The organism is Methylobacterium radiodurans, from assembly GCF_003173735.1.
Taxonomy (GTDB): Bacteria; Pseudomonadota; Alphaproteobacteria; order Rhizobiales; family Beijerinckiaceae; genus Methylobacterium; species Methylobacterium radiodurans.
The window spans coordinates 4,271,746-4,297,910 of sequence record NZ_CP029551.1 but is presented as its reverse complement, the minus strand read 5'-3'; the positions used below and the strand labels follow the sequence as shown (position 1 = coordinate 4,297,910).

At 69.1% G+C, this 26,165-nt stretch carries 27 protein-coding genes; 15 read left to right on the top strand and 12 right to left on the bottom strand.

Annotated elements, in window-relative coordinates; translation table 11 throughout:
- Positions 1-191 precede the first annotated feature (191 nt).
- On the top strand, positions 192-437 hold the full coding sequence (locus DK427_RS20160) for a DUF6894 family protein (protein WP_109952821.1): 246 nt from the start codon (positions 192-194) through the stop codon (positions 435-437).
- Here the strand turns inward: DK427_RS20160 and DK427_RS20155 are convergent.
- Both DK427_RS20155 and DK427_RS20150 read right to left on the bottom strand, forming a co-directional pair.
- Positions 434-691, bottom strand: coding sequence for a hypothetical protein (locus tag DK427_RS20155; protein ID WP_109952820.1), 258 nt, complete (start codon positions 689-691; stop codon positions 434-436). The two genes, DK427_RS20160 and DK427_RS20155, sit on opposite strands and share 4 nt — an antisense overlap.
- Before the next feature lie 22 nt (positions 692-713).
- Complete coding sequence (locus DK427_RS20150; RefSeq protein WP_109952819.1) at positions 714-959, bottom strand: hypothetical protein; 246 nt, start codon at positions 957-959, stop codon at positions 714-716.
- A 228-nt stretch (positions 960-1,187) separates the two neighbouring features.
- Between DK427_RS20150 and DK427_RS20145 the strand changes: the two genes are divergently transcribed.
- Together DK427_RS20145 and DK427_RS20140 are read left to right on the top strand one after the other, a co-directional pair.
- Positions 1,188-1,388, top strand: a complete 201-nt coding sequence (locus tag DK427_RS20145; RefSeq protein WP_109952818.1) for a hypothetical protein — start codon at positions 1,188-1,190, stop codon at positions 1,386-1,388.
- Between the two features lie 1,026 nt (positions 1,389-2,414).
- Positions 2,415-3,965 carry a sensor domain-containing diguanylate cyclase gene (locus DK427_RS20140; RefSeq protein WP_109952817.1) on the top strand — a complete coding sequence of 517 codons (1,551 nt, stop codon included), beginning with the start codon at positions 2,415-2,417 and terminating at the stop codon, positions 3,963-3,965.
- A 45-nt stretch (positions 3,966-4,010) separates the two neighbouring features.
- On the opposite strand, the gene DK427_RS20135 is transcribed toward DK427_RS20140, so the two are convergent.
- On the bottom strand, positions 4,011-5,033 hold the full coding sequence (locus DK427_RS20135) for an HWE histidine kinase domain-containing protein (RefSeq protein ID WP_109952816.1): 1,023 nt from the start codon (positions 5,031-5,033) through the stop codon (positions 4,011-4,013).
- Positions 5,034-5,365: 332 nt separating this feature from the next.
- Positions 5,366-5,623 (bottom strand): DUF6894 family protein, encoded by a 258-nt coding sequence (locus tag DK427_RS20130; protein ID WP_109952815.1) that lies wholly within the window; start codon positions 5,621-5,623, stop codon positions 5,366-5,368.
- 219 nt (positions 5,624-5,842) lie between these two features.
- Between DK427_RS20130 and DK427_RS20125 the strand changes: the two genes are divergently transcribed.
- From DK427_RS20125 to DK427_RS20110, 4 genes are all read left to right on the top strand, one after another.
- Positions 5,843-6,634, top strand: coding sequence for a Crp/Fnr family transcriptional regulator (locus tag DK427_RS20125; RefSeq protein ID WP_109952814.1), 792 nt, complete (start codon positions 5,843-5,845; stop codon positions 6,632-6,634).
- Positions 6,635-6,685: 51 nt separating this feature from the next.
- Positions 6,686-9,343: a PAS domain S-box protein gene (locus DK427_RS20120; protein ID WP_109952813.1), complete on the top strand. Its 2,658-nt coding sequence runs from the start codon at positions 6,686-6,688 to the stop codon at positions 9,341-9,343.
- Positions 9,344-9,445: 102 nt separating this feature from the next.
- Entirely contained in the window at positions 9,446-9,751 is a 306-nt protein-coding gene (locus DK427_RS20115; protein ID WP_162559860.1) for a hypothetical protein, read from the top strand.
- A 129-nt stretch (positions 9,752-9,880) separates the two neighbouring features.
- Positions 9,881-12,106, top strand: a complete 2,226-nt coding sequence (locus DK427_RS20110) for a CHASE3 domain-containing protein (protein ID WP_109952811.1) — start codon at positions 9,881-9,883, stop codon at positions 12,104-12,106.
- Positions 12,107-12,149: 43 nt separating this feature from the next.
- Here DK427_RS20110 and DK427_RS20105 read toward each other — a convergent pair whose 3' ends face one another.
- A complete protein-coding gene (locus DK427_RS20105) occupies positions 12,150-12,338 on the bottom strand; it encodes a hypothetical protein (RefSeq protein WP_245930655.1) in 189 nt (62 codons plus the stop codon).
- Positions 12,339-12,523: 185 nt separating this feature from the next.
- Between DK427_RS20105 and DK427_RS20100 the strand changes: the two genes are divergently transcribed.
- Positions 12,524-13,018, top strand: coding sequence for a ferritin-like domain-containing protein (locus tag DK427_RS20100; protein WP_109952809.1), 495 nt, complete (start codon positions 12,524-12,526; stop codon positions 13,016-13,018).
- A gap of 96 nt (positions 13,019-13,114) precedes the next feature.
- Here DK427_RS20100 and DK427_RS20095 read toward each other — a convergent pair whose 3' ends face one another.
- Positions 13,115-14,023, bottom strand: coding sequence for a hypothetical protein (locus tag DK427_RS20095; protein WP_162559859.1), 909 nt, complete (start codon positions 14,021-14,023; stop codon positions 13,115-13,117).
- Between the two features lie 254 nt (positions 14,024-14,277).
- Between DK427_RS20095 and DK427_RS20090 the strand changes: the two genes are divergently transcribed.
- From DK427_RS20090 to DK427_RS20080, 3 genes are all read left to right on the top strand, one after another.
- Complete coding sequence (locus tag DK427_RS20090) at positions 14,278-15,195, top strand: NAD(P)H-dependent oxidoreductase (RefSeq protein ID WP_109952807.1); 918 nt, start codon at positions 14,278-14,280, stop codon at positions 15,193-15,195.
- A gap of 465 nt (positions 15,196-15,660) precedes the next feature.
- A complete protein-coding gene (locus DK427_RS20085; RefSeq protein WP_109952806.1) occupies positions 15,661-16,110 on the top strand; it encodes a low affinity iron permease family protein in 450 nt (149 codons plus the stop codon).
- A gap of 215 nt (positions 16,111-16,325) precedes the next feature.
- Positions 16,326-16,577 (top strand): hypothetical protein, encoded by a 252-nt coding sequence (locus tag DK427_RS20080; protein WP_245930654.1) that lies wholly within the window; start codon positions 16,326-16,328, stop codon positions 16,575-16,577.
- Between the two features lie 25 nt (positions 16,578-16,602).
- On the opposite strand, the gene DK427_RS20075 is transcribed toward DK427_RS20080, so the two are convergent.
- The gene (locus tag DK427_RS20075) at positions 16,603-17,604 is read right to left on the bottom strand and encodes an HWE histidine kinase domain-containing protein (RefSeq protein ID WP_245930653.1); all 1,002 of its coding nucleotides are present in this window, start codon (positions 17,602-17,604) and stop codon (positions 16,603-16,605) included.
- Positions 17,605-17,840: 236 nt separating this feature from the next.
- On the opposite strand from DK427_RS20075, the gene DK427_RS26790 reads away from it, so the two are divergent.
- Positions 17,841-17,978 (top strand): hypothetical protein, encoded by a 138-nt coding sequence (locus DK427_RS26790; RefSeq protein WP_204165202.1) that lies wholly within the window; start codon positions 17,841-17,843, stop codon positions 17,976-17,978.
- Positions 17,979-18,133: 155 nt separating this feature from the next.
- Positions 18,134-18,838 carry a guanitoxin biosynthesis heme-dependent pre-guanitoxin N-hydroxylase GntA gene (gene gntA, locus DK427_RS20070; protein ID WP_109952804.1) on the top strand — a complete coding sequence of 235 codons (705 nt, stop codon included), beginning with the start codon at positions 18,134-18,136 and terminating at the stop codon, positions 18,836-18,838.
- A gap of 241 nt (positions 18,839-19,079) precedes the next feature.
- Here gntA and DK427_RS20065 read toward each other — a convergent pair whose 3' ends face one another.
- The gene (locus tag DK427_RS20065) at positions 19,080-19,343 is read right to left on the bottom strand and encodes a hypothetical protein (RefSeq protein WP_109952803.1); all 264 of its coding nucleotides are present in this window, start codon (positions 19,341-19,343) and stop codon (positions 19,080-19,082) included.
- Between the two features lie 1,636 nt (positions 19,344-20,979).
- Between DK427_RS20065 and DK427_RS20060 the strand changes: the two genes are divergently transcribed.
- On the top strand, positions 20,980-21,666 hold the full coding sequence (locus DK427_RS20060; protein WP_109952802.1) for an OmpW/AlkL family protein: 687 nt from the start codon (positions 20,980-20,982) through the stop codon (positions 21,664-21,666).
- A gap of 373 nt (positions 21,667-22,039) precedes the next feature.
- Here the strand turns inward: DK427_RS20060 and DK427_RS20055 are convergent, their stop codons facing one another.
- Positions 22,040-22,297 carry a hypothetical protein gene (locus DK427_RS20055; RefSeq protein ID WP_109952801.1) on the bottom strand — a complete coding sequence of 86 codons (258 nt, stop codon included), beginning with the start codon at positions 22,295-22,297 and terminating at the stop codon, positions 22,040-22,042.
- 109 nt (positions 22,298-22,406) lie between these two features.
- Positions 22,407-22,946: an ion channel gene (locus DK427_RS20050; RefSeq protein WP_245930652.1), complete on the bottom strand. Its 540-nt coding sequence runs from the start codon at positions 22,944-22,946 to the stop codon at positions 22,407-22,409.
- Positions 22,947-24,284: 1,338 nt separating this feature from the next.
- On the opposite strand from DK427_RS20050, the gene DK427_RS20040 reads away from it, so the two are divergent.
- Positions 24,285-24,758, top strand: coding sequence for a hypothetical protein (locus DK427_RS20040; RefSeq protein WP_109952799.1), 474 nt, complete (start codon positions 24,285-24,287; stop codon positions 24,756-24,758).
- A gap of 53 nt (positions 24,759-24,811) precedes the next feature.
- On the opposite strand, the gene DK427_RS20035 is transcribed toward DK427_RS20040, so the two are convergent.
- Positions 24,812-25,363: a DUF892 family protein gene (locus DK427_RS20035; protein WP_109952798.1), complete on the bottom strand. Its 552-nt coding sequence runs from the start codon at positions 25,361-25,363 to the stop codon at positions 24,812-24,814.
- A gap of 398 nt (positions 25,364-25,761) precedes the next feature.
- A complete protein-coding gene (locus tag DK427_RS20030) occupies positions 25,762-25,977 on the bottom strand; it encodes a hypothetical protein (RefSeq protein WP_162559858.1) in 216 nt (71 codons plus the stop codon).
- Positions 25,978-26,165: the final 188 nt, after the last annotated feature.

Here is a 26,165-nt window from a genome sequence, read left to right as displayed (position 1 = left end):
CCGAGAGAAGCCCCCGCGCTCACGCGGGGGATCAGGTCACCTGGTCGGCCTGCTCCACCACGGGCGCGCCTGAGCGCTCGCGGGCGCAAAGCAAGTGCCCTCGGCCCGCGCCCGGACGGCGTTCGGGTCGGCGCGGGACCAAACGCCGCGACGCGGGTTGCTTCCCTGGGGGCACGCGGACGCGCGCACTCATGCCGGTGTTCTACTTCGACGTGCGCGCCCGAGGGCGCTTGGAGGCCGACGAGACCGGCCTTGAACTCGCGAGCGCCGAGGCGGCCTACCTTGAGGCTTGCGCCGCTATCCCCGGCTTGACGGCCGATCTCCTGCGCACCGGGGAGCACCCATGCGGGTACGCTCTCGTGGTGGCCGACGAGGCGGGGCGCCTTTTGTTCGAGATCCCGTTCCACGAGATCCTAGGCCGGTCTCGAAGGGTCTAGGGCCCGTCGCTCCCGAGGGCTTGGCCAACCCGGACCTTGACCGATGCACCGCCCCGGATCGAGGCTTCCACGACCACCGGCGCCCCGCACGCGGCCATGACGGCGCGCAGGCAATCCACGGCGTCCTCGGCCTCGGCCAAGGTCGCGAGCCGCTTGCGGCGGAAGACCTTGCCGGAGGCGAGCACCGCCATGACGGCGAAGCGCCCGTCCGGCATGTCGACGATGCGGCTCCTGACCGGCTTGGCCGCGTCCATCCTCCGGGCGCCAGCCGCAGCATCAGGCCGTCAGGCGGCGCGTGTTGTCCGCGACCAGTTCCCGGTAGCGGGCGATGACCTGGTCGTGCGAGCCGCCCGTCATGAGCGTGTTGGCGGCCTCCATCGCGGCCACGACCTTCTCGCCGACCATCGACACCATCTCCGCCTGCGCCTGCGCGCCGCCCCAGGCGATCCGCATCAGCCGCAACTCGATGACCCGCTGCGCCTCGACGGCGAGGAGGAACGCGGCACAGAACGGGTTCAGCATCCAGGGCTCCGAGCAGGGTGGTGCCCGATAACGCCGGGACGCCCGCCCGGGCTCCCGGCGCCGGTCGCCAGGGCGCAGGGGCTTCCGCGGCACCGAACGGGGAAGATACAGCTAACGGGAAGAATCGGGCGACGGCGCATTACGCGCAGCCCGTTAACGCCTCGGGAAGGACCGGGGACGAACCCACGCGCCCGATACCGGCCGAGGTTTGATTGATCGGCACGGATCGTGAGCATCTCGCCTCGTGCAAGCCTTCCGGTACCACACGACGTCGGCCACGAGGTCCTCGCCGCCTGGCGCACGACCCAGTCCACCGCCCCGCGCTCGGCTTACGCCAACGCCTCCGATCGCACGAAGGAGGAGCTACGCGACCTCCTCAAGGCGCGCCTCGCGTATTCCCCGTCGCAGCCCTACGCCGTCGACGCCTGAATCCGGCACTGCGCCGCCCGGGAGGTCATCAAGCTCCGCAACCAGCGCCTGGACGGGAAGATGGTCTTCGGCGGCCGGAAGAACCTGGAGCGCCGCCGCAAGGGCCTGATCTCAGCCGGCGGTCGGCGCGCTGCGACAGCGCCCGCTCGTCTTCCTGGACGTCGGGGACAAGCTCGGGAACCGGCACTTCCGCCTGTCGCCGGAGGTCGCCGGCCTTGGCGCTACGGCTCAGCGCGGCGCACGGCGTCGGGTCCGTCGAGACGAAGGAGGGGCTCGGCAACCCCCGCTCCGGCGGCAAGGCGCGAGGGCTGAACCACAGGCTGAACGCCTGGAACCGCACCTCGCTCAGGCGATGCTGGAGCGCCGGCTCGGCCTGCGCGAGGTCGCGCTCGTGACGGTCCGGGCGGCCTACTCGACGACGAGCGGCAACCTGGCGTTCGCCCTGCCGGACGCCTGCGCCGCGGCCGCCGAGATCGGCCGACGCGGTTTGGTCGAGCCGAATTGGCGCGCCGCGATGGATCCCCGCGCTCGGAGGGGGTGGACTAGGACTTGCTCTCATTCCTCACCCCTGAGGCGTGGCCGAACCCGTGAAAGGATCCGGCCGTGTCCGAGGCGGACGTGCTCGCACGTCTGCGACAGGCGGGGACGTGGCTCGGGCCCATCGGGAAGGCAAAGCGGCGAAGCTTGGCGTTCGTCGCCCGCGCGCGGACGCCCCGTTCGAAGCCGAGGGCCCCGCAGCGATGCCAGGCCCCGCGGCGTCGCGCCTCGGCCACCGCCGGCAACCCGGCCTCGTGCTCCGGGTCATGCGGCGGGCTCCGGATCAACCCGGACGGTCGATCGCGACAGTGAGGCGGGCGGCGGGGCTTCCACCCCGTTCCTCTCGATAGCCGAAGATACTCGCTATCGCGCGAACGCGGCGTTAGCCAAGACTGTGTCAATGGACCCGGAACCGTGTCGGCGCAAAGTACCGGTAAAGGGTTGGGGCGTTAGAAACCAAGCAACGACAACGCTTGGGAGTGTCCGTCGATGGCCCTGCCACGCCTGCTCGCGCGACGCCTCCGCTCCGCCCAAACCTGGATCGTATTGGGCGTGCTGGCCCCCGTCGGCATGCTCGTCCTCTCCGGGCTGATGCTGCTCGACCTGCGGCGCGACGCCTGGGACAAGGCCGAGCAGACCTCGAAGAACCTGCTCCAGGTCATCGAGCGCGACATCGCCCGCAACGTCGAGATCATCGACCTCTCGCTGCAGGCCATCGTCGACAACCTTCGCACGCCGGGCCTCGACGCCGTCAGTTCCGAGATGCGCCAGCTCGTGCTGTTTGACCGCGCGGGCACGGCCCGCGACGTGGGCGTCACGCTGGTCCTCGACGAGCACGGCGACATCGCGGCCGATTCCGGCGCCCTGCCGCCGCGCAAGGGCAACTACGCCGACCGCGAGTACTTCCGCGTCCACCGGGAGCAGGCCGGCCTCGGCCTCCACGTCGGGCGGCCGCTCGTCTCCCGCTTGACCGGCGAGCGCATGCTCCCCTTCAGCCGCCGCATCGACAAGCCGGACGGGTCCTTCGGCGGAGTGGCGCTCGGGACCCTCAAGCTCAGCTACTTCTCGCGCCTGTTCGACCAGCTCGGCCTCGGGCGGGACGGCGCCATAAACCTCTACCTGCGTGACGGCACACGCATCATGCGCCACCCCTACGAGGAGGTGGACGTCGGAGTGAGCATCGTCGGTGCTCCGACCTTCCGGCGATTCGTGGCCGAGCGGTCCGGGACCTTCGTCGGCACCTCGGTGCGCGACGGGGTCGAACGGCACTACGCCTTCACCCAGGTCGGCGACTTGCCGCTGGTGCTCAACGTCGCCCTCGCGACCGCCGACATCGAGGCGGGCTGGCGAGCGAAGGCAGCGGTCATCGGCACGCTCGTGCTCGTCCTGTGCGGCCTGACGGCCTTCCTCTCGCTGCTGTTCGGCCGCGAACTCCGGCGCCGCGCCGCCATGCAAGCCGAGCTTACCCACCTGGCGCGCACGGACGGCCTGACCGGGTTGGCCAACCGGCGCCGCTTCGAGGAGGAGTTCGTGCGCGCCCGGAAGGGCGCCGGGCGCACGGCCAGGCCGCTGTCGCTGCTCATCGTCGACGCCGACCACTTCAAGCGCTGGAACGACCGCTACGGCCACGCAGTCGGCGACGAGGTGCTAAGGGGGCTGGGCCGCTGCCTATCGGCGAGCGTACGTCGCCCGGGCGACCTCGCGGCGCGCATCGGCGGCGAGGAGTTTGCCGTCCTCTTGCCGGACACGGACGAGGATGGCGCCCTGCGCGTCGCGCGGGCCATCCACCGGGCCGTCGCGGCGCTGACGGTCGCATCGGCCGGCCTCGGCGCAGGCTCGGTCACGGTCAGCATCGGCTTGGCGGTCGATGCCGGCGTCGGGCTCGACATGGGCGACCTCTATCGTAGGGCCGACGGGGCGCTCTACGAGGCGAAGGCGTGCGGCAGGAACCGAACCCGTTGCGCCGACGGCGTCCGGGACGGCGACCCGTCGATGGAGGCGGGCCGTCTCGTCGGCGCCCGCCACCCTCCGCGGTGCTGAAGGCAAGGTCGGCGCCGTCCCTGTAGTCGGATGGCTGCCGCCCCGTCAGGCTCGGGACGTGGCTTCGCCCAGGGGCACCGCGGCAGTCACCTTGAGGCCGTCGGGGTCGAAGGCGATGTCGACCCTTGCCCCGATCCGAAAGGTGAGAAGCCGCTGCAGCAACTCCATGCCGAAGCCCTCCCGCGTCGGCAGTGCGACCGGCGGTCCGTCGTGCTCGTCCCATGTCCAATGCAGGACGAGCCCGGTCGGGCCTTCCTCCACCGACCAACGGACCTCAAGGTGTCCGTTCGGGTCCCTCAACGAACCGTGCCGGATCGCGTTGACGGTCAGTTCGTGCAACACCATCCCGAGGGGTACCGCCTGTTCCGAGGCGAGGGGGACCGGAGGGCCGCGCAACGACACGCGTGACCATCCGGGCCCGGCATACGCTTCCAGCTCCGAGCGCAGCAGCCCCTCGAACGGCACGGCCTGTTCCTCGTCCGCGGTGATCAGGGTGTGGGTCTTGGCCAGCGATGCGATACGGTCACCGAAGGCTTGGCGGAACTCGTCCGGGTCGACGGTCGAATCCAGCGTGGCTTCGAGCACGGCCTGCACGGTCGCCAGCGTGTTCCTCACGCGGTGGTGCAGTTCGGCGACCATCAGGTTCCGGCGGTCCTCGGCCTTGCGCCGCTCGGTGACGTCGCGTTGGGCCGCGACCCAGCGCGTGATCCGCCCGTCCGCCTGCCGGACAGGCGCAATGAGCCATTCCACGACGTAGGCGGAGCCGTCCTTGCGGTAGTTCAGGGTCTCGGCCTGAAAGGTCTCGCCGGCCGCGAGCGCCGCGCGCATGCGATCGAGCACTGCGCGCTCGGTGCCGGGGCCTTGGAGCAGGCGCGGCGTCCGGCCCAGGATTTCGTGGGCCGCGTAGCCGGTCATGCGGGTGAAGGCGGGGTTGACGTACTCGATGCGCGGACCCGGATCGTCGAGGTCGGCGGAGGTGACGAGGATGGCCTCGCCGGACGCCTCGACCGCGGCAAGGAGCACCTTGAGATCCGGATCGGCAGATCCTGCTTCGCCGCAGACTTCCAAGGCACTCGCCTCCTGACCGACACGCTCCCGCCCGGTCGGAGGTCCTCGAACCTCGCCGGCGGGCTCCCGAGTCCAACGGCGTCCAAGGTATCAGGTTCGCCAGGAAGCGGGCTTTCCCGGCGGGCCCAGCGAAGTTCCCACCTCTTGAGCGGCCCGGTCTAAGGATACGGCTCAGCGTGTCGGCATATACGCGCGCCTCCCCGTACCGTCGGCCGCCGGGCACCATGGGGTTGCTCCAGGCTGCAGGCGGTCCGCGATGTCGAGTGGAAGCCGTCCGTCCGATCCCGTGGACGACCCGACGACATGGAGCCGGCTTGGGCGGCGCTCGGCCTCTATCGGTCCGAGGCTTGGCCGCGGGGATCACACTCGGCGGCGAGATCCAGCCGTATGGTGCAAAGCCGTGCGCCGCCCTCGTCGCGGACGTAGGCCACGAACGCCCGGCGCCCATCCGCGGGCGGCGCCTCCCGGCCGATGTCGGGCAGGGCCGCAATCGCCGCGTCGCGCGCGGCCTGCAGGTTCTCGTAGTCCTGGCCCTCCTCGTCCTTCAGCCACATCTCACCGTCCTGGAAGTCGAGGTAGTAGCGGGGCATCGCGACGCAGGTGCTGTTGGGGTGGGTTCGTACGAACCTAGAAACCCTTCGGGCGCCGATGGTTGCATGGGTTAACGCAGGCGGCGCCGGGCGCGCCGTAAGCCGATGAAGTTCGCCGGCCTTGCGCTCTTTTGTGCACATATGAACAGACATCGCGACAAGCGCCGCGGTAGAGCTTGCCGACGAGCCCTTCAGACCCGAACCTGCCGCTTCTGACCCATGTCTTCCGACGTCGACGCTCCCCTCAGCGGCAACCTGCTCCTCGGCGCCCTGCGCCTGCCCGACCAGGCCTTGCTCAAGCCGCACCTGGAGCTGCGGGAGTACCGGCGCGGCGACGTGCTGTTCGAGGCGGGCGAGGACGTCGGCCACATTACCTTTCCGCTCGGCCAGTGCGTGGCCGCCCTCGTCATCGGGCTGCGGGACGGACGCGCCGTGGAGACGGCGACCGTCGGGCGCGAGGGCGCGGTCGGCGGCGTGGTGAGCCAGGGCTCCCTGCCGGCCTTCAGCCGGGCCGTGGTGCAGATCCCCGGCTCGGTGCTGCGCGTCGAGGCGGCGGTGCTGCAGCAGGTCAAGCAGACCTCGCCGGGCCTGCGCAACATGATCACCCGATACTCCGACTGCCTGCTCGCCCAGGTTCTGCAGTCGGTGGCCTGCAACGCCAGCCACACCATCGAGGCGCGCTGCGCCCGCTGGCTGCTCGGCCTGCAGGACCGGCTCGGCAGCGACGTCCTGCCGGTCACCCACGAGGTGCTGGCCGAGTTGCTCGGCGTGCAGCGCTCCTACCTGACGCGCACGCTGCGGACCCTGCAGCAGCAGGGACTGATCCAGGTCCGGCGCGGGCGCATCATCATCCAGAGCCGCTCCGCGGTGGAGGCGGCGGCCTGCGAGTGCCACGGCGCGGTCAAGCGCCACTTCGAGACCGTGCTGGGCGCGGTGTATAACTCGTCCGGCACGCTGGTGTCCCTGAGACCCGCGCCGGCAGGCGACAAGCAGATGTCCCAGGCCGTCTGAGAGGGCGGAACCGAAATGGAACGGAAAGCGGGCCTCGGACGTGACCCTGCCATGGGGCGGCCCAGCCAAACGACCAACGAATTCGCGCGCCTGCGGGCGCTTGCCGGCTACGACATCCTCGGCACGCCGCGCGAGCGGGAGTTCGACGACATCGCCGAGTTGGCGGCCGAGATCTGCGGCACGCCCATCGCGGTAGTGAATTTCATCGGGCACGGGCGGCAGTTCTTCAAGGCCGAGGTGGGCCTCGGGGTGCGCGAGACCCCGCTAGAGACTTCGTTCTGCCGCCAAGCCATCCTGCAGAGCGACTTCCTCTACGTGCCCGACGCGGCGCGGGATCCGCGCTTCACCGACAACCCGCTCGTGACCGGCGAACCGGGCTTGCGCTTCTACGCGGGCGCCCTGCTCAGGACCGAGGACGGGTACCCGGTCGGCACGGTCTGCGTGCTCGACACCCGGCCGCGCGAGCTCACGGAGAGGCAGCAGGCCAGCCTCCGACGTTTGGCGCGCCAAAGCATGGCGCTGCTGGAGGCGCGCCGCAGCGCCCGCGCCGAGCAGGTTCAGAGAGAGCTGCACGAGCGCATCCTGGAGAGCGCGACGGACTACGCCATCATCGCGATGGACCGGGCCGGCCGCGTCACCCGCTGGAGCGCAGGAGCCGAGCGCATCCTCGGCTGGCGCGAGGAGGAGATGCTGGGCGACCCCGCCCACGTGTTCTTCACGCCCGAGGACCGTGAGGCAGGGTGCCCCGAGGCCGAGATGGCGCTGGCGCTGGAGCAGGGTTTCGCGCCCGACGAGCGTTGGCATCTGCGCAAGGGCGGCGAGCGGTTCTGGGCCAATGGCGAGCTCATGCCGCTGAAGGCCGCGGACGGCACGGTCCAGGGTTTCGTCAAGATCCTGCGCGACCGCACCCGGCAGCGCGCGGAAGCCGCGGAGCGCAACGCGAGCGAGCTGCGCTTCCGCTCGCTCGTCGAGGTCAGCCCGCAGGTGGTCTGGTTCGGCGACGCGGCCGGCGAGATCACCTACTGCAACCCGACCTGGTATGCGTACACAGGGCTCACCCCGGGCGACACGAGCGGCGACGGCTGGGCCGGCGCGATCCATCCCGACCACCGCGAGCGGGTGCTCGGCGTCTGGAGGCATGCGGTCGCGACCGAGGGGCCCTACGAGGTCGAGATCCCGTTCCGCCGGGCTTCGGACGGTGCGTACCGCTGGTTCCTGGCGCGCGGCAGGCCCGTGCGCGGCGAGGCCGGCACCGTCGAGAGCTGGATCGGCATCGCCATCGACATCCACGACCGGCGTCAGGCCGAGGACGACCTGCGCCAAGCCCGCGAGCAGCTGCGGCTCGCCGTCGAGGCGACTGGGACCGGCGTGTTCGACTACGACCTCGTCTCGGACGAGCTGAAGTGGGACGCCCGTATCCTCGCCCTCTACGGGTTGCCGCCGGACACCGCCGTCGACCTCTCCGTGCACCTAGCCCGCGTGCACCCGGACGACCGGGAGCGGGCTGACGAGGCGGTGCGCGCCGCGGTCGATCCGGCCGGCGACGGCATCTACGACGTCACGTACCGCACGGTGGCCCCGGAAGACGGGACCGAGCGCTGGGTGTCCGCCAAGGGCCAGACCCTGTTCGCGGACGGGCGGCCGGTGCGCCTCATCGGCTTCGCGCGCGACGTCACCGAGAGCCGACGCGCCGAGCAGGCGCTGCGCGAGACCGAGGAACGCTACCGGCTGGTCTCGCGCGCCACCAACGACGCGATCTGGGACTGGAACCTCGCCACCAACCACGTGCTCTGGAGCGAGGCACTTCAGACCGCCCACGGCCACCGGCCCGAGACCGTAGAACCGACCGGGGACTGGTGGATCGGCCACATCCACCCCGACGACCGCGCCCGCATCAACGCCTCCATCCACGCGGTCATCGACGGCACGGGCACGGTCTGGACCGACGAGTACCGCTTCCTGCGCGCCGACGGCTCCTACGCCGACATCCTCGACCGTGGCTACCTCATCCGGGACGAGGGCGGCCGGGCGGTCCGCATGATTGGCGCCATGCTCGACATCAGCGAGCGCAAGCGGGCCGAGGAACACCAGCGTCTGCTCACCGGCGAGCTGGAGCATCGGGTCAAGAACACGCTCGCCCTGGTGCAGGCCATCGCCAGCCAGACCCTGCGCGGGGCGAGCGACGTCGCCGAGATGCGGGAGGCGTTCGCCGCGCGCCTGATCTCGCTCGGTCGCGCCCACGACATCCTGACCCAGGCAAGCTGGACGGAGGCGCCCATCGGAGAGGTGGCCGAGGGCGCGCTCTGCGTGCACCGCCAGGTCGATCCCTCGCGCATCCGGATCAGCGGGCCCAACGTACTCCTGTCCGCCAAGGCCGCGCTCTCGCTGGCGCTGGCGCTGCACGAGCTCGCCACGAACGCCGCCAAGTACGGGTCGCTGTCGAACGAGGGCGGCGTGGTCGACCTGCGCTGGCACGTGGTGCACGCGGCCGACGCGCCCCGCTTCTGCCTGACCTGGTCCGAGCAAGGCGGACCGCCGATTCTGAGCCCACCCGTCCGACGCGGCTTCGGCTCGCGCCTGATCGAGCGCAGCTTCGCGGCCGATGTCGGTGGCGAGGTCCGGCTCACCTACGCGCCGACGGGGCTCGTCTGTCGCCTGGAAGCGCCGCTCGCCTCCATGCAGGAGCGGCGGGGCGAGGCAGCGGCCTAGACGCTGCATCCCGGGCGCGAGCGTGGCGTCTCGCGCGCATCGGCTCCTGCCCTTCGACGGCATCGGCAACACCTTCGCCAAGCACAGCTGCGGGAAGCGCACGTGACCTGTTCCGACCCCGATGACACGAACAAGACGATGGACGGCGCTTCCTCCTTGGATGGCGATGAAGCCAACGGGATCGAGTTTCCGGCCAAGGCCCAACGGACGCTGGACCAAATCGCCGACGCCCTCGGGGTCGCCACGACCCTGCTGAAGCAAGGCGGTGGCGCGGAGGTTCCGATGATGGGAAGCTCGGCCAGCCTGGCCGAAGCATCCGCGCTGCTGCAGGCGTTCATCCGCATCGAGGACCCGGAGGTGCGCAAAAGCCTGCTTGCCCGTGCACGCAACGCGACGAAGCGGACGTAGGGCTCGAGGCCGCGGCCCCAACAATCCCGCAATCGCGTGCGAAGCCTCCACGGTTCGGACGCAAGCGCGCGTGATCCACCTCCTGGCGCGCAAGCCGCCTCTTCCCGCCGTTCGCCCACCCGGAGCACGATGACCCGCTACCTCGTCACGCGCGCCAACCTGCTGGTCTTCGGCGTGCTCGTGGTCATCCTGGCGCTCGTCGGCGCGGTGACCTGGGAGCGGCTCAACGCGTCGCGCGCCGCACGCGAGTGGTCGCAGCACAGCTACCGGGTGCTCGGAACCACGAAGGACCTCGCCATCGCCCTGCGCGACGCCGAGCGCGGCCAGCGCGGCTACCTGCTCACCGGCCGGGACGAGTACCTCGGACCCTACAACACGGCGCGCGACCGCATCGGCCTGCTCCAGGGCGAACTCCAGAAGCTGACCGCCGACAACGGCGCCCAGCAGGAGCGCCTGCGGGCGCTGGCGCCGCTCCTGCAGCACAAGTTGGAGGAGCTCGCCCAGACCGTGCAGGCGCGTCGCGACAGCGGCCTGGAGACGGCCTTGCGCATCGTCAACGCCGACACCGGCCGCAACGACATGCGCATGGCGGAGAACGTGCTCGCCGCCATGCTCGTCGACGAGCAGCGGCTGCTCGACGCGCGCCTCGCCCAGAACGACGCCCGCGCCCGGTGGGTGCGCTGGCTCGTCATCGGTGGCTCGGCGCTGGCCGTCTTGACCTTGCTCTGGGCGGCGCGCCTTCTGAACCAGGCGTGGTCGCGCTCTCACAAGACGGAGGCCGAGCAGCGCGACCTGGCGCTGCGCCTGCGCACCACGCTGGACAGCCTCAGCCAGGGCGTCGCGGTGTTCGGGCCCGACCGCAAGCTCGCGAGCTGGAACGAGTGCTTCCAGGTCCTGCTCGACCTGCCGGAGGCGATGCTCCGGCCAAGCACCACCTATGCCGCCTTCGTCGAGCACACGGGCGAGCCGGGCCGTCCGGCGCTGGAGACCGAGGACCAGATCCGGCACGGCAGCCGCAACCCGCGCGAGGCGGTAACCTACGAGCGCGAGCGGGCCGACGGGCACCACCTGGAGATCCGCCGGACCCCGATGCCGGACGGCGGCTTCGTGCTGACCATCTCCGACATGACCAAGCGCGCCCAGGCCGAGGGCGTGCTGCGCGAGGCCCAGAAGATGCAGGCCATCGGGCAGCTCACCGGCGGCATCGCGCACGACTTCAACAACCTTCTGCAGGTCATCCTCGGGAACCTGGAGTTCGTCCGGGCCAAGCTCGACGGCGACGCTAAGCTGCAGCAGCGGGTCGAGCGCGCGTCCTGGGCGGCCCAGCGCGGAGCGACGCTGACCGGCCAGCTCCTCGCCTTCGCCCGCAAGCAGCCGCTGGCGCCCGCCGCCATCGACCTTGCGGCGACCATGCCGGACCTGATCCCGCTGCTCCGCCGGACGCTGGGCGAGCACATCGAGGTGCGCTACGTCGAGACCGCCGGTTTGTGGCCAGCCATGGCCGACCCGGCGCAGTTAGAGAGCGCGGTTCTGAACCTCGCTTTGAACGCGCGCGATGCGATGCCAGGCGGCGGTCGGCTCACCATCGAGCTCGGCAACAAGGTGCTCGACGAGGAGTACGCGCGGCACCACGCCGAGGTCGTGCCCGGCGACTACGCCATGGTGGCGGTCTCCGACACCGGACACGGCATGACGCCGGAGGTGGTCGCGCGCGTGTTCGAGCCGTTCTTCACGACCAAGCCCGACGGCAAGGGCACGGGGCTAGGCCTCGCGATGGTGTTCGGCTTCGTCAAGCAGTCGGGCGGGCACGTGAAGATCTACTCGGAGGCCGGCGAGGGCACAACGGTGAAGCTGTACCTGCCACGCGCGGTCAGGGCGGCTACCGCCCAACAGCGCACCGGTTCGCCGGTCGAGCTGCCGCGTGGCTCGGGCACGGTTCTGGTAGTCGAGGACGAGGCGGCTGTGCGCGAGATCGCCTGCGCGATTCTCTCCGACCTGGGCTACCGCGTGCTGGAGGCTGCCGATGGCGAGGAGGCGCTGCGCGTCTTCGGGCAGAACACGAGCGCCATCGACCTGCTGCTGACCGACGTGGTGCTTCCCGGGCGTGTGCGCGGCCGGGAGCTCTCCGAGCGCGTGCGAGCTGTCCGGCCGGAGGTGCGGGTGCTGTTCATGTCGGGCTACACCGAGAACTCCATCGTGCACCACGGGCGCCTCGACGACGGCGTGCAACTCATCGGCAAGCCGTTCAAGCGCGAGCAGCTCGCCCGCAAGGTCGCCGAGGTGCTCGGGGTGTCCGCGTCCGAGCCAAGGGAGCCCGGCAAGGTGGTGGAGCTCAGGCCGAGACGAGACGTCTGAAAGGGGTACCGGCGCCGGGCGTCGGCGCCCGGATCGCAGCCGCCTAGCCCGGCTGACCCGCCTTTCCCTCAGCCTTGGCGAGATGCGCCTCGTGCTGGCGCTGGAAATCCTCGAAGGTGCCGAGGAGCGCCTCGGCCTCCTCGACCGGCAGACCGGACGCGCGGAGCCGGATCACGAGCGCGCGCTGCTTGGCCACATGCTCGGCCCCCTGCCGGACATGCCGCCTGACCATTTCGAGCTCGGTTTCCCCTGCTTCCATCCGGTCAGACTACACGCTTCCGGGTCGGAGGGCGCTAGCGGGCGCCGCGGACAGAAGTCGAAGCGGACAGCCCGTCGGTATGGGCCCGACGCGGCAAACCGAGCAGGAACATCGCGCGCGAGGTCGTGTTGCCAGGAGGCGACCAATGGGAGCCATCGATGTCAGCACCGAGCAGCCTCAAGGAAGTCTATCTCGACGAGATGAAGGATCTTTGGTCGGCCAACGACCAGATGATCAAGACCGTGAAGGAACTTGGCGGTCACGCCGGCGACCCGAAGCTCAAGCAGATGCTGGAGCACTCCATCGGCGGCATCCAGAAGCACACCGACATCCTCAAGAACCTGATCCAGCAGAACGGCGGCGAGTCCGAGCCCGAGTATTGCAAGGGCATGGAAGGCTTGGTCACGGAGGCCAAAAAGCACGGCATCGAGGAGGCACCGAGCGACGCCAAGCTGCGCGACGTGGTGATCATCGCCCAGTACCAGCGCATGTCGCACTACGGCCTGGCCGGATTCGGTTCGGCGGCGGCCTACGCCAAGGCCCTCGGCCGCTCCGAGGACGAGCAGAAGTTGAAGCAGGCGGTTGCGGAGATCTACAAGGGCGACGAGATCGCGAGCCAGCTCGCCGAGAGCCTGGAGCACGTGGCGGCCTGACCGTGTGCCAAGTCTGACCCGGAGCGGCGGACGCGGCGTGCTGGTAGGCGTTCGCCGCGTCTGTCCGAAGATCGAACCGGCACTTAGGCGGTCTCCTCAGAACTCGATGCCGAAACGGACGCGCAGGTTGTGGCGTGAGAACTGGTTGAGGTTGAACGCCCGGTCCGCGAAATCCGGGTCGCGGTCGTGCCCAAACACCTGCGTCGAGTAGGCCAGGGTGAGGTAGCCCTTCTCCATGACTTGGTAGTGCAGCACGGGTCCGACGAACACCGCATGCCCTTCGAAGCGGTTCAGGAACGCGCCCTCGTAGGCGCGCATGTACCGGGCCTCCGGCCCGAGGTAGAGGTCGCCCGCCACCTTCGCCATCAGCGTGCCCGAGACAGACAGCGTCGAGGATCGGTCGACCTCGCCCGAGCCCTTCAGGCGCGCGACCTGCGGGTCGTAGATCAGGTTGATGCCACCCCAGAGCCGGTCCGGCACGAGCCGGGCGTCGGCGATGAGGCGGGTCTCGAAGCTGTACACGTCGGCGCCCTGGCCCTCGATGGGCGTGATGCGGGCGTATTGCGGCTCGGCCTGAAGGGCGAGGCTGAACGGTCGCTCGGCGGTGCGCTTGAAGAACTGGTACTTCAGCTCCAGCGAGCCGCCGTTGAAGGTGCCGAAGGACTTGTCCGGAACGCCCGCGATGTTGCGGCTGTCGCGCGCGTCGAACCAGAGGCCCGGCTCGATGCTGAAGTTGTCGGTTAGGTCGTACTGGTAGCTGACGATGGGCTGAGCGGCGCCGTAGCCCGAGCGGCCGGGGCCGTCGCGGCGCTTGCTGAAGCGGCCGATGGTGTCGACTAGGATCTCCTGCTCGCCCTTCTTGCCGACGTCGGTGCCCTCGGTGAAGCCGAACAGGTTCTCGGTGTCGATCTTGTCGGGCTCGTCGCCCTTCTTCTTCGCCCCGGCCTCCTCCTGGTCGCCGCGCGCCGCACTCGGCTCGGCAAGGATGGGTGTGGAGGTGGCCAAGGAGATCCCGAGGAGGGTCGCCGCGAGAGGCCACGGCGAAGCCGAATGAGAGAAGATCCGCATGCCTGTGTCCGGAAGAGGCACATAGCGTATCCGACAGGTGCCGCCTCGGATGCTGCCGCATCGCCACACCCCCGGCGCAAACGCACGCGAGCGACGCGCGCCCTGGATTAGGTCCAGGAACCAACCGTGCGAGGTTAGGTTTGAGCCTTGCCGCGGGATGGTCTCGCCGCCCGAGACGGGACTGCCCTGAGTTGGACAAGCTGGAAGCCGAGGTCGACGCTCTGACGCTGGAGGAGCGGCCGCTGCAGGTGCTCCTGATTGCCGGCTCCGCTCGCCGCCTCGACGGCTGTCCCGGCCTCGACGGCAAGGCACGCTTCCTGATGCACCGGATGCTCGGTCGGCTGCCGGCCCGCTGGCAGACCGACGCCGTGGACATCGGCAACGAGCACGGCAAGCCCAAGATCCAGGGCTGCAATGGCTGCGTCGGCACCTCGATGGCGCTCTGCGTTTGGCCGTGCAACTGCTACGGGCCGAACAGCGACCACCAACCCGACCTGATGTGGAACGAGAAGCTCTACCAGCGGCTCGCCCGGGCCGACGCCTGGGCGGTCATCGGCCCGGTCTGGTGGTACGGCCCCACCACCAATCTGAAGGCGATGTTTGACCGTCTCGTTTGCATGAGCGGCGGCAACCCGCGGCCGGACCTCATCGACAAGAAGAGCACGTTGAAGGCGCAGGCGCTGGAAAAGTCCCCGCTCTGGAAGGAGTTGACGAAGAACCACCTCGAAGGCCGAACCGCCGCCTTCTTCTGTTACGGCAACGAGGGTGGCAACGAGCTCGACGCGGACCGTCGACCGCGCATCCTCAAGCACAAGGCATGGTTCGATCCTGCCCAGGAGCCCTACCAGGGAGAAGAGCGCCAAGCCTACCAGGGGCTCGTCTGGCAGTGCCGCTACAGCGGCATCGAGGTGCCGGATGAACTCTGGCGTCACGCCTCCGTCGGCATCGGTCAGCCTTATGCCGACGACCAGTCCGACGATATGGCCCGCGAGGCGGCGGCGATGGCCTGCTTCGATGCTTGGACCGACGCCTTCGTCGAACACGTGATACGGAAGGGCATCGTGCCCGGTACGACGGAGGCCGAGCGCGGCGCCCGATCTACGACGTGAAGCGGCCTACGCCGACTGCCTTGGTCGCTCGTCCACGGTACCCTGCACGCGTCGCGGATCACCGGAATGGCATCGCTCCCGGCCTGAAGGATGCGGTAACACTCAGAGACAAGCCCCAGGCGCCGGCATCCGGATGGGGCCTGCCGTCCAGGCCGCGCATCCTCGTCCCAGCCGGATGCAATGGGCATCTGCTTCGGTCTCACTGCCCGAGACTGCCGACAGCGTAAGCGCCTGCGGTGCGGTATTCCGGCGCCTCGTGAGCGGCCCCCACCCCCATCAGGCAGCAAGCGCTCGCAGCATGCCTTCAGGTGAGATGAGATCCGCCCCGATGGTCACTGACCACCGGCCCTGCGATCAGCTCATGCCAGGCTTGCCGGTCTACCTCGCGAAGGAGCCGTGCCCGGAAGCTGGGCGTTTCTTGCCTGATATCGGTCCCGGGCGGCCCCCTGGGCAGGAGCCTCGTTCATGTCCGCTTCGCGCGCGTTCACCGCCTTCGCCGGCAAGGTCGCCAAGTGGGCCGGCCACCCGCTCGCCTTCGCGACGGGCGCGGCCGTCGTCGCGGGCTGGGCGGTGAGCGGCCCGTTCTTCGGCTACTCGGAGACTTGGCAGCTCATCATCAACACGGGCACCACCATCGTGACCTTCCTGATGGTGTTCCTGATCCAGAACTCGCAGAACCGGGACGGGGCGGCCATCCAGGCCAAGCTCGATGAACTCATCCGGGCGAGCGCGGCCCAGAACCGCTACATCGGCATCGAACACCTGACCGAGGCGGAGCTCGACGACCTCCGCCGACGTTGCGAGACCCGCGCCAGGGCGGAGCGCCTGGACGATGTCAGGGAAGCCGCCGACGAAGCCGAGTTGCGTGCCCGCGAGAAGGCGGCACGCGCCGCGTCCAGGGCGGCGGGAGGTTGAGCGGCGGGGAGCTCAGCGAGCCGACCGGCCGGATGATGAAACGGGAAAGCCGCGCCAGGGTTTGGCTCAAAGCGTGCAATGGAGCTCCGAAACTTATGCAGATCAGGCGCATCCCGCGACGGGGATTGGAAATAGTCTTCGGCAGCTAGCCCGCGATGAACTGCACGATGGCTCGCGCGTTTGCGAGCTACTTCCCGTGCGTACAAGGATGTTGCATGGCCCGCTCGTTTCCGCGATGCGCCCTCTCCGCCCTGACCGTTTTCGGCCTAAGCTGGACCACTGCCCTTGCCGAAGGCGGTCGAGACGCCTTGAAACAGCGCTGCGGCGGCGACTACACGACTTACTGCGGCGACCTTCCTCCGGACGGCGACGAGGTCCAAGCCTGCTTCCGCAAGAACATGGCGAACCTCTCACCTGCCTGCCGCGCGGAGATCGACAGGCACGAGAAGGGCCGTAGGAAGGGCTGAGCCTCCCGGTCGCGCCCGACGCTCCTTAAGGGTGTGACGGCGGGAGGGGCATGCGGACGGACACCCGCAGGCCGTCCGCGGCGAAGTCCACGTCCACCTCAGCGCCCGTCTGCGTGGCCAGGACCTTGTTCAGGAGGCGGTGGCCGAAGCCCTCGCGCGTGGGGTACGGGGCGGGCGGCCCGTCGTGCTCCGTCCAGTCCCACCGCAGAGCGCGGCCGGCCGAGCCCTCCTCGACCCACCAGGTCACCTGCAGCCGTCCGTTCGGGTCGGCGAGCGAGCCGTGCCGTAGCGCGTTCGTGGTCAGCTCGTGCAGGGCCATGCCCACCGGCACCGCGGCCTCCGACGGCAGCGCGACCCGAGGCCCGTCCAGCGACAAGCGCCCACGCTCGTCGTAGGGGCTCAACTCGGCCCGCAGCAGGCCGTCGAACGAGGCGGCCTGAGCGACATCCTCGGTGATCAGCGCGTGTGTGCGCGCCAGCGAGGCGATGCGGCCCGACAGGGCACGGGTGAACTCCGGGATGGTGAGCGAGGACCGCACGGTCGCGTTCAGCACGGCCTGGACGGTGGCGAGCGTGTTCTTCACCCGGTGGTGCAACTCGCGCACCATGAGCGCCTGCCGGTCCTCGTAGGCGCGCCGTTCGGTGACGTCGCGCTGGGTCGACACCCAGTGCGCGATGCGCCCGTCCCCATCGCACACCGGCGTGATCACCCACTCGACCCGGTAGGTAGAGCCGTCCTTGCGATAGTTGAGCACCTCGTCGCGCACGGCCTCGCCGGCCTCCAGGGCCGCACGCACCCGGACGAGGGTCGCGCGGTCCGTCTCCGGGCCTTGCAGGAGACGCGGCGAGCGCCCGACGACCTCGTCGAACTCGTAGCCGGTCATGCGGCTGAAGGCCGGGTTGGCGTACTCGATGCGCGGGCCCGGCTCGTCGAGCTCGGCGGAGGTAATCAGGATGGCCTCGCCGGACGCCTCGACCGCGGCACGCAGCAGCCTGAGGTCGACCCGCCCGACCCTCGTCTCGTCCAAGCCCGGCAACGCACTCTCCACCCACGGCCGTCATCCGCCCGGCCTGCATCCCCGATGGCGACCGGGCGTACGCTGCTTAACCGACGACGGCGTGCCGGGTTGCCGCGGACGGCGGCCAGGGCTGCGCCGCATCGTCCCAGGCGGACCGGTTCGAGAGGAATCCGCGTGCGGTCGCGCGGGTGGGTCGGAACGAGGGGGACCTCTCTGGCTTGCCGTTGGAACCGTAGGAGGCGAGCATGAGTGAGAAGAAGGGCCACGGCAGCGCGACGGCCAAGAAGGCGAACGCCAAGGCGAGCCACGAGGGCAAGTCCAATCCCCGCACCTCGTCGTCGGCCCAGGCCGAGCTCGGCAAGAAGGGCGGCAAGAGCCAGTGAGTGCAGGCCGCGCCCGTCGCGGCGACCCGCAGGTTGTGGGTAAGCCGCTCCGGCCGGCCGCGACGCGGAACGCGGCAAGGGCGGCGTCGTTGCCCGAGGCCGCGCCACTTGGCGCGGTTTCGTGGTCATCCGTGCGACGTGCGTGACAAGTTCCGATGCAATTGCCCCGAGACGACACCCGCCATCCGCAGGCCGAAGCCTTCCGCGCCTTCATCCGCGACGCCGGCTTCCCGTGCGTCGGCGCCAAGTCGGCCCTGACCAAGGGCCAGATGCGCGTCCTGGTCGCCCGCGACATCACCTCGGCCTGGGACGACATGCGCATCTACCCGGCGCTGATGGCTTTCGCGGCGCGCTATCGGAGGCGGCCGGACCTGTTCCAGAGCTTCGCCGTCATCTTCGAGGGACCGGGTGACCTCGATGAGGAAGGTTTCGAGCGTTACCTCTGGGACCGGGTGCAGTCGCTCTCCGACAAGGACGCCTGGCTCGGGCATCCCTGGGACGGACGGGTGGCCCAGGAGCCGGACAGCCCGCACTTCTCGCTGAGCTTCGCCGGCGAGGCGTTCTTCGTGGTCGGCCTGCACCCGAACGCAAGCCGGCCGGCGCGCCGGTTCTCCTCACCCGCCTTGGTGTTCAACCTGCACGCTCAGTTCGAGCAGCTGCGCGAGGCGGGCCGCTACGAGAAGTTGCGCTCGTCTATCCTGCAGCGGGACGAGGCGCTGGCCGGCTCGGTGAACCCGATGCTGGCGCGCCACGGCGAGGCGTCCGAGGCGCGCCAGTACAGCGGCCGGGTCGTCGGCGAGGAGTGGCGCTGCCCCTTCCGCCCGCGCGTGGCGAACCCGGATACCCAAATCGGCTCCTGAGAGGAGAGGGCGGTTCTCCCGGCTTGCACGAACCTCAGCTCGACCTCTCGGTGGCGCGTGCGGCCTTCTCAAGCGCCGTGGTCTCCGCCGCGTCTGCGGCCATCGCGTCTCTCGCCTTGCTCGTCGGGCTCTGGCACGTGCACCCGGCGCTGCTGCGGAGGCGACGCCCGTCGGGCGCGGCCAGTTCTCGGTGCAACGGGCGGCGAGCAACGACGGCGACCGGCTCCCGAGCGCTCGGCGGTCACTGAAACCAGCGGGCCATGTCACGGTGCCGTCGCTTCAGGTGCAGTCCGATCAGCTCGAACAGGCCGCCCCTATTGCGCGCGCGATGCGAGGGCAGGGCGAGTTCGTGAAGCAGTGCGTCCATCGCGGCCCGACGCGCCCGGTAGCCCTGGAACTCGTCGAGGTAGGCGTCCACGACCTGCTCGGCCTTGATGATGGTGCCCGGCCTGTAGGTTGCCGCGAGGGCGAGGATCGAGCGCATGGTGTCGTCGAGCGTATCCATGCCGTAGTAGCGGTGCGTGACCCTCGACGGTTCCGGGCTGTACTCTCCAGGCCGGGAATCCGGCGGTAAGCGAACGTCCCGCAGGCCTTGCTCGGCGCCAAGCGCCACCCCTTCCTTCGGGAAGCCACGACACTCGCCGAGCCGGGAGCCTAGGCCGCTTCTGGGATGGCGTAACGCCGGCAGTGCTGTAGGTATCCGATCTCGTGGCGTCCGGCGAGCTCGACCACGCTCGACCAGAGCTAGGTTGGCGCCTGCTCGCCGCCCTCAGTGCCCCGCATGACTGGAGCGCAGGGGCCGCCCGTTTTGAGAAACCGTCCAACCGCTTCAACGATGTCATCGTGCGGGGAGCCGAGGTTCGCGGGCTCTCGGGCGCGGAACATCAAGCCGCCGAGCAGGCGTTGCCGGCGGCACAGGTTATCCTCCGCTTGCGCGCGTGCCTCCTCCTGCGGCGAGAACCAGCGGCACGCCGAGACTTCCGCGCCTTGGTCTGCCTTCTACGGAAAGAATGCCTCGACCCCTGTTCGGCTACCACGACTACGGTTTAGCGGTGCGACGAAGCCCTCGGTGGGTGGCATCTGTAGCGGTTGGTCCGGACCTCCGAGTCCGCGCGGCTCTACCCTGCGGCTGCCAATGGATGCGGCCATGAGCACCGTTCCGACGAGCCCGAGAATCCCGCAAAGATAGGTGATAGACCTCGGGGCTCCCCAGCCGCTCAGAAGAAATACAAAGGTAAGCGAGATTGCAAAGAAGCCAATAACCTGATGCACCAAGTATCAAACCCCTCTAAGTGAAGGAAGTAGACAGTTAAATATAGGCCCAGTCAAACAAAAAAACGAATGTCTTCTAACCGGCTAGCATCCCATTCGTGCAGCCACGGAGCGGCACCTATGCTCCGACCCGCGGTTTCCGAAGCGAATAGTTTCGTCGGCAAACATATTCCGGACGACCCATGCTCTAGTGACATGCCTGCTACCGACATCAGTGGGCCCCGGTTCGCCAACCGCCTCTTGGAGCGCGCGAGAAGGCGCCGGAGGAGCGCTGGGTGCTCATCCGAGAGCCAGAACAGGTTCGCCATCGCCGCCTCCACGTTGCAAACGGCGGCCCTGAATCATAAAACCATAAACCTTGCTACGGCTTGGTTCGGTCCACACCCTAGGAGACATGGTCGACAGGCCGGAGGCTCTACCTGACCCACGCCTCTCCCGTCACGCCGCGTCTTGCCTCGGCGTCCGCGTCAGACGTTGCGGCACCTCGTCCGGTCTATATGGTCGGTCCCGGCAACCGCGGCCTTGAGCCAAGTCGCTGACGGATCGGCCATCCATAGCCATTGTTCGAGCCGGGATACCGGATTCCGAAGAAACCGAGCTTTCGATCGTAGCGGAACGTCGGTGGGAGGGGCGGGCGCCCCGATCCCTCCACGACGTCACCGCGCCCCATGCACAACACCGGCAGGTTGTCAGGAGGCGAGAAAGCCGGCCGCTACGCGCGACGGAAACCGACGCGTCGTTCCCCAACGTTGCCGAGATGAACCCCCGGGGTCCGACGAAGCTTCGCCGTTTGATCTCGATCAACGACGGTTTCGGCCAAAATCCGCGAGTGGGCGCGTCGGCCTGCCGCGGCCACCTGGATCGAAACCATGCGCAAGAGAACCATCGCCCTCGCCGCAACCGCGATTCCCCTATTCGGCTCCCCCGGCGTGCTCGCCGCCGATCTCCCTGCCTTCGCGAGCGCACCCGCGCCCGAACCGGTCCTCGCGCTTCGCTCGCCTTGGCTGGTACGCGTGCGCGCTCTCGGCATTCTTCCCGAACCCGGTGCCCGCCTGTCGGCCGCGGGTGCCCCCGTAGCCGGTGCAGCGGTGTCCGTCACGGATGCCGTCGTCCCGGAACTCGACATCTCCTATTTCTTCACTCGAAACTTCGCGGCCGAGCTCATCCTAGGCGTCACTAGGCACGGCATCGAGGGCTCCGGCACGCTGGCCGGGACGCGCATAGGCAGCACCTGGCTCCTGCCGCCGACGCTCACCTTCCAGTACCACTTCACCGATTTCGGCGCGTTCAAGCCCTACGTCGGCGCGGGCGTGAACTACACGATCTTCTTCGGCGAGCGGCAACGGGGTGGCTTCACCGGCTTCCGCCTCACGGACAGCGTCGCGCCGGCCCTACAGGCCGGCTTCGACTACATGCTCGACGAGCACTGGGGCGTGAACGTCGACGTCAAGAAGCTCTTCCTCGATACCAAGGTGAAGCTCAACGCGGGGGCGATCCGGGGCCGCGTCGATATCGACCCTTGGATCGTCGGCACTGGCGTCACCTACAAATTCTGATACCTCAACGTTGGCTCTCTGCACGGTGGGCGAGGGTGCCGGTGGGCGCGCCGCGTCCGGTTCCCGTGCGGGCGAAACCATCGGACGATGCGTCAACCAAGCGATCCCGATCGCTGCGGCAGGGGGTCCACGTGATAATCCTTGCCGCGCCCAAGGTACGCATCCCACGCGATGTCACGCCTTCAGGTGCCGACCATGCCTGGGTCCGGCACCCGTGGTCGAAGTCGCGTGTCGGAGTTCGCCCCGGGGACGATGCCGCTCATGCCGCAAATCGCGTCGCGGATGGGGGCCGTCCGGGCACGATCGGCAGGGATGGTCTCCGATTGCCGGCCCCTGGTGTCGCCCGGGACGGCAGCGCGTTGCGGCGATGCGCTCAGGCTGCCGCGCTCAGCGCGGTTTCGACGGATCGACGAAGGATCGCGCGCGCCGCAGTCAAAGCCGCCATCAAGTCATCGCGGTCCGTCCCGTAGCGGCGGCAGAGACCGTCAATCCACGACGGGCGTCCATCTTCGACGTCCTGGATCTCGGAGAACGGGACGTGGTACCTCCCGTCGAGGGCTTCGATGCCATACCCGGTGACGGCCCACTGCCGACCTTGCCAATGCACAGGCTGGGTGAGTGCGTAGCTCATCTCAATCTCCTCCTGCGACGGGCGCAACCCCCGCCGGCGTTTGCAGGACGGATCATGGGGCGGGTCGAGACCGGACACCTTGATCCAGCGCAAGCCACAAGTCGCGCGATCAGGAATCCTTTGTCGGGGGGAAGAGGCGTTCGCGGCCTGATTCCTCGTCAGGCCGGCGATCGGCCCGACGCGTCCGGTCCTTGCCATGCATCGACCAGTGACGTTCTATGGCCAAGTAGGTGAACGAGGCCGACCAGCCGATCAGAACGAGACCGTTGAGCGCCTCGACGCCGGTCAGGAGGCGGGCGTGGCCGAGGGGCACGTGGTCGCCGTAGCCCAGGGAGGTGTAAGCAACCACCGAGACGAAGAGGCAGTCCTCGAAGGTCTCGACCGGCACACCGGCGAACGCTCCGAGCCTGAGCCGGAGCACGAGCAGCCAGTAGGCGCCCGCGTAAGTCCAAACCGCGACCGTGTGACCGGCGAAGGCGGCGAGCACCACGGCGACGATGCGCCAACGCGGCGGCACCGGCAGCTCGGCGAGGTGCTCCGAGGTGAGCCGCAGGGTCTCGTAGAGCACCAGGATGGTGACGATCACGAGGACGACGCTGGCGGACAGGGTGAGGAGCATGGGACCGATGTGCGCGGGAGCGTACGACATCGTCGATTATATCGAAGCTCACTCGCCGACGAAGCGCGTCCTCCTCGAGGGCTTCGTGGCCGCATCCGTACAGGGTCGGTGGCATCTCAGGACCGTCACAACCCTGCCCGCTGAAGCAGGCGGCTTCTCGGGACAGCTATGCGGCAACCCGCCGGCTTGTGTCCCGAGGGCCATGTTCCGGCTCATGAGACCGCCGATGCCCGACCGTCACTGCGGCAACATACCGGTCCGGAACCACGCCACATTCGCAGGCCTGGGTTTGGGTCGCGAGTGTCTTGGCTTTTCCGTCCGACAGGGTGGTACGCATGGCTGATCTGCCGGGAAGGCGGCCCCCACCAGCAAGCCGAGCGCTCCTTCCGCACCGAACAACCGGCACTGCGCGATGGAATCGTCGCGATGAAGCGCCTGCCGGGGTGACCGCCGGCAGCATCGGGGCCGCGCCGACGATTGCGAGGTCAGGCACGGCGCCTGGGATCAGCGCGATGACATGGACGGCGGACACGCGCTTCTACGAGATGTTCGACCTTCCGGGTTCTGCGGCGCTGCCGACGTAGCACGAGGCGCGCCGCCCCGAGGTGGCCGACCTTGCGGTCCGGACCGACCAAGAGGCTCCTGCGGAGGATGCCCATGTGGAGCCCGGCACGTCCGAACCGGAACCGGCCCCCTGAACGAACCGGTCTGACCCCTCCGGCCGTTCGGCCGAGCGGGGTTCATGGGGCTGCAATTCCCTTTGTCCACGGTCTCGGCCTTGAATCCGCGATCCCAGGCAAGCCGTGCCCGACGGCGAAACCGTCCGACGAGGGAGACTTCATGGGGCCACAATTCCCGGTCCGGGCCGGCTTCCGGTCTCCATGATCCAGTGGCCCACGGCACTTGGTGGAGGGACCTTCGGACGAGCTCTCCGCTGCAGGCCGGGGGCACACGGTACGCCGTGCAATCCGACGCCCTTCGTGGGGCTGCTGTTCCGGTCGGAATGCAATGCTGCCTGCGACTTGCTACTCCGTGGCTGTCCTACCGCCCCTCGTGGGGCCGTCATCCCTGCACATGGGATCGAGGCCGATCCGAGTAGACGTTTCCGCTGCGGCCCCGAAGCTTGCTGCGTAGGCGTGCTTCGTTCTGCAGCGTTCGCGCAGTCGCATGACAAGGCGGGCCGTGACCGGACGGGGAACGCCCCCAATCGGCACAAGCCGGCGGTCGCGGGTCAGGCTTGCGACCGCGCCCGGTCGGAGGGCGTCCCGCCTCCGTCCTTGATGACGCCCGGCGTCGCCCGCGCGGAACACCAGCCGACGCAGCCGCTTTGCCCTCCGGTCGGGGCATCTCGGGCAAGGGGCGGCGAACATGCGGGGATACGGAGCCTCGTTCGGCATCGGGTTCGTGGCGGGGATGCGCAGCATGTCCGCCTGCGCCGCGCTGACGTGGGCGGCATCGCAGGGCCGGACGCGCGGCGACCTGATCCCCACCGGGCCGGGCGCGCGGGCGCTCGCCACGACAGCCGCCGCGGCCGAGATGGCCGGCGACAAGATGCCGTTCGCCCCCGACCGCCGCATCCCGCCCTCCTTCGCGCTCAGGCTCGCCACCGGGGCGGTCGGAGGCTGGGCCTTGTCCGGCCAACGTGCATCGCCCGAGTACGGCGCCCTGGCCGGCGTAGCCGGCGCGGTCGCCGGCACGCTCCTCGGGCGGGGCGCACGAGGCGGGGACTCGCGGACATCGACAGGACGAGCCCGGGGTCTTGCCGAGGACGTCGCCGCCGTCGGCCTCGCCGCTTTGGTGGTCGCATCCGCAGAGACGAAAAGGCACCGGTCATCGCTTTGAGGCGGCCTAGCGCCGGCTCAAGCGTATCGAGCGGTGTCGGCTTACCCGATGGATCACATCGGCTTCGCGCAGCATGCGTTGGAGCCGCATGCCGCGCGTCGAGGGAACCCAAGGGTTGGTCGGTCGCTCAGGCGTCCATGGATCGTGGCGGCGATCTGGTTGTGCCGTTCGTCGGCCGCCTTGGCCTCATCCAGGGAGGTCTGCATCGCCTGCGCGATCCCGCTCAGGCCGAGCTGCTCGGCGTAGGTGCGGATCGTCCCGAAAGCCGCGATCCAGTAGTGCAGCGCCAGTTGCCCGTTGGCGACGATGCCGAGGTCGCGGGAGGCGTCGTCGGGCGCCTGCTGCCGAATCTGGCGGCTGACTTCGTAGAGGCCCTCCAGCACCGGGTTCTTCTGCTCGCCGCTGCCGCCGGCCTCCTGCAGGGCCTGGTCGATGCGCTGCGCCCAGTCCTGCGACGTCTGGTTGCCCTGCTCCAGCGCCGCCTTGAGGTCGCGATGGCGCGCGTCGTTCCGGATCTCGCCTGTGGCCGCCGCCGCGACCTTGCCACCGTTCTTCATGGCGGCGAGCCCCTGCGCCACGAGCGTCCTGAGAGCGTCGTTGTTCATCGTCGTCCTCTCGCTTGCTTCGCGGCGGCACCGAGATGCGGTACCGCCGACATCAAGGAGAACCTCCAAATATCGGGATGTCCCGCAGGTGCGACGATTCAGATCGGACGCGCCTCTATAGCCGGCACGATGGTCGCGAGACGAAGTCGAGCGTGATCCGGCACGAGGTGTTACAGTCTTTGCTTCCATGTTGCCGGTCCGCCCACGGCAAGCCGCGCTGTCACGAGGCCGTGGCATGCCGTGTGCAAACTCGTCCGCGTCCCGCCCAGGTCTCAACCGAGGGTTTCGGGGTCGCGGGTCGGCCGGAGCGGCTTCGTCTCCTCTTCCGGCCGGCCCGTCGTGAGCCGGGCATCGCAGAGCACGGTGCCGGTTGCCGCGGATGCGGCTGTCGATCGCGCTCAGATATCGGTCTCGCGCTTCAGCACGGCATCCGGCCCGTCCCCGATCTGGGACAGGTTGATCCCATCCGTCTCGCCGCTGATCGGCAGGGGCTTGTTCGACATCCCAGGCTCCTTCGCCATGCCGTAGCCGTGCTCGGCTTCCGTTGCGGCCGCACGGGCGGCCTGATGGTCGGCGATCATGCGCTGCACGTCTCGCGTCGGCCGATCAGGCATGGGAGCCTCGATGGTGTCGGAGATCATGAGGCCAGAAAGGTCCGTAGTCCGGCCCGTCGCATCAACATGCGGCCGTGGTGATTTGTTTCTGTAATACAAATGTCATAAAAGTTCAATCTGTCCAAACCGCGCGCATTAATTGCGATTTCTGCAGAACCATCTACGCGCTCAAGGATTGTGGGACGGCA

Coding starts and splice junctions, on each gene's coding strand:
- DK427_RS20160 (WP_109952821.1), top strand. CDS start 192: ATGCCGGTGTTCTACTTCGACGTGCGCGCCCGAGGGCGCTTGGAGGCC.
- DK427_RS20155 (WP_109952820.1), bottom strand. CDS start 691: ATGGACGCGGCCAAGCCGGTCAGGAGCCGCATCGTCGACATGCCGGAC.
- DK427_RS20150 (WP_109952819.1), bottom strand. CDS start 959: ATGCTGAACCCGTTCTGTGCCGCGTTCCTCCTCGCCGTCGAGGCGCAG.
- DK427_RS20140 (WP_109952817.1), top strand. CDS start 2,415: ATGGCCCTGCCACGCCTGCTCGCGCGACGCCTCCGCTCCGCCCAAACC.
- DK427_RS20130 (WP_109952815.1), bottom strand. CDS start 5,623: ATGCCCCGCTACTACCTCGACTTCCAGGACGGTGAGATGTGGCTGAAG.
- DK427_RS20125 (WP_109952814.1), top strand. CDS start 5,843: ATGTCTTCCGACGTCGACGCTCCCCTCAGCGGCAACCTGCTCCTCGGC.
- DK427_RS20120 (WP_109952813.1), top strand. CDS start 6,686: ATGGGGCGGCCCAGCCAAACGACCAACGAATTCGCGCGCCTGCGGGCG.
- DK427_RS20110 (WP_109952811.1), top strand. CDS start 9,881: ATGACCCGCTACCTCGTCACGCGCGCCAACCTGCTGGTCTTCGGCGTG.
- DK427_RS20105 (WP_245930655.1), bottom strand. CDS start 12,338: ATGGTCAGGCGGCATGTCCGGCAGGGGGCCGAGCATGTGGCCAAGCAG.
- DK427_RS20100 (WP_109952809.1), top strand. CDS start 12,524: ATGTCAGCACCGAGCAGCCTCAAGGAAGTCTATCTCGACGAGATGAAG.
- DK427_RS20085 (WP_109952806.1), top strand. CDS start 15,661: ATGTCCGCTTCGCGCGCGTTCACCGCCTTCGCCGGCAAGGTCGCCAAG.
- DK427_RS20080 (WP_245930654.1), top strand. CDS start 16,326: ATGGCCCGCTCGTTTCCGCGATGCGCCCTCTCCGCCCTGACCGTTTTC.
- DK427_RS26790 (WP_204165202.1), top strand. CDS start 17,841: ATGAGTGAGAAGAAGGGCCACGGCAGCGCGACGGCCAAGAAGGCGAAC.
- gntA (WP_109952804.1), top strand. CDS start 18,134: ATGCAATTGCCCCGAGACGACACCCGCCATCCGCAGGCCGAAGCCTTC.
- DK427_RS20065 (WP_109952803.1), bottom strand. CDS start 19,343: ATGGATACGCTCGACGACACCATGCGCTCGATCCTCGCCCTCGCGGCA.
- DK427_RS20060 (WP_109952802.1), top strand. CDS start 20,980: ATGCGCAAGAGAACCATCGCCCTCGCCGCAACCGCGATTCCCCTATTC.
- DK427_RS20055 (WP_109952801.1), bottom strand. CDS start 22,297: ATGAGCTACGCACTCACCCAGCCTGTGCATTGGCAAGGTCGGCAGTGG.
- DK427_RS20050 (WP_245930652.1), bottom strand. CDS start 22,946: ATGTCGTACGCTCCCGCGCACATCGGTCCCATGCTCCTCACCCTGTCC.
- DK427_RS20040 (WP_109952799.1), top strand. CDS start 24,285: ATGCGGGGATACGGAGCCTCGTTCGGCATCGGGTTCGTGGCGGGGATG.
- DK427_RS20035 (WP_109952798.1), bottom strand. CDS start 25,363: ATGAACAACGACGCTCTCAGGACGCTCGTGGCGCAGGGGCTCGCCGCC.
- DK427_RS20030 (WP_162559858.1), bottom strand. CDS start 25,977: ATGCCTGATCGGCCGACGCGAGACGTGCAGCGCATGATCGCCGACCAT.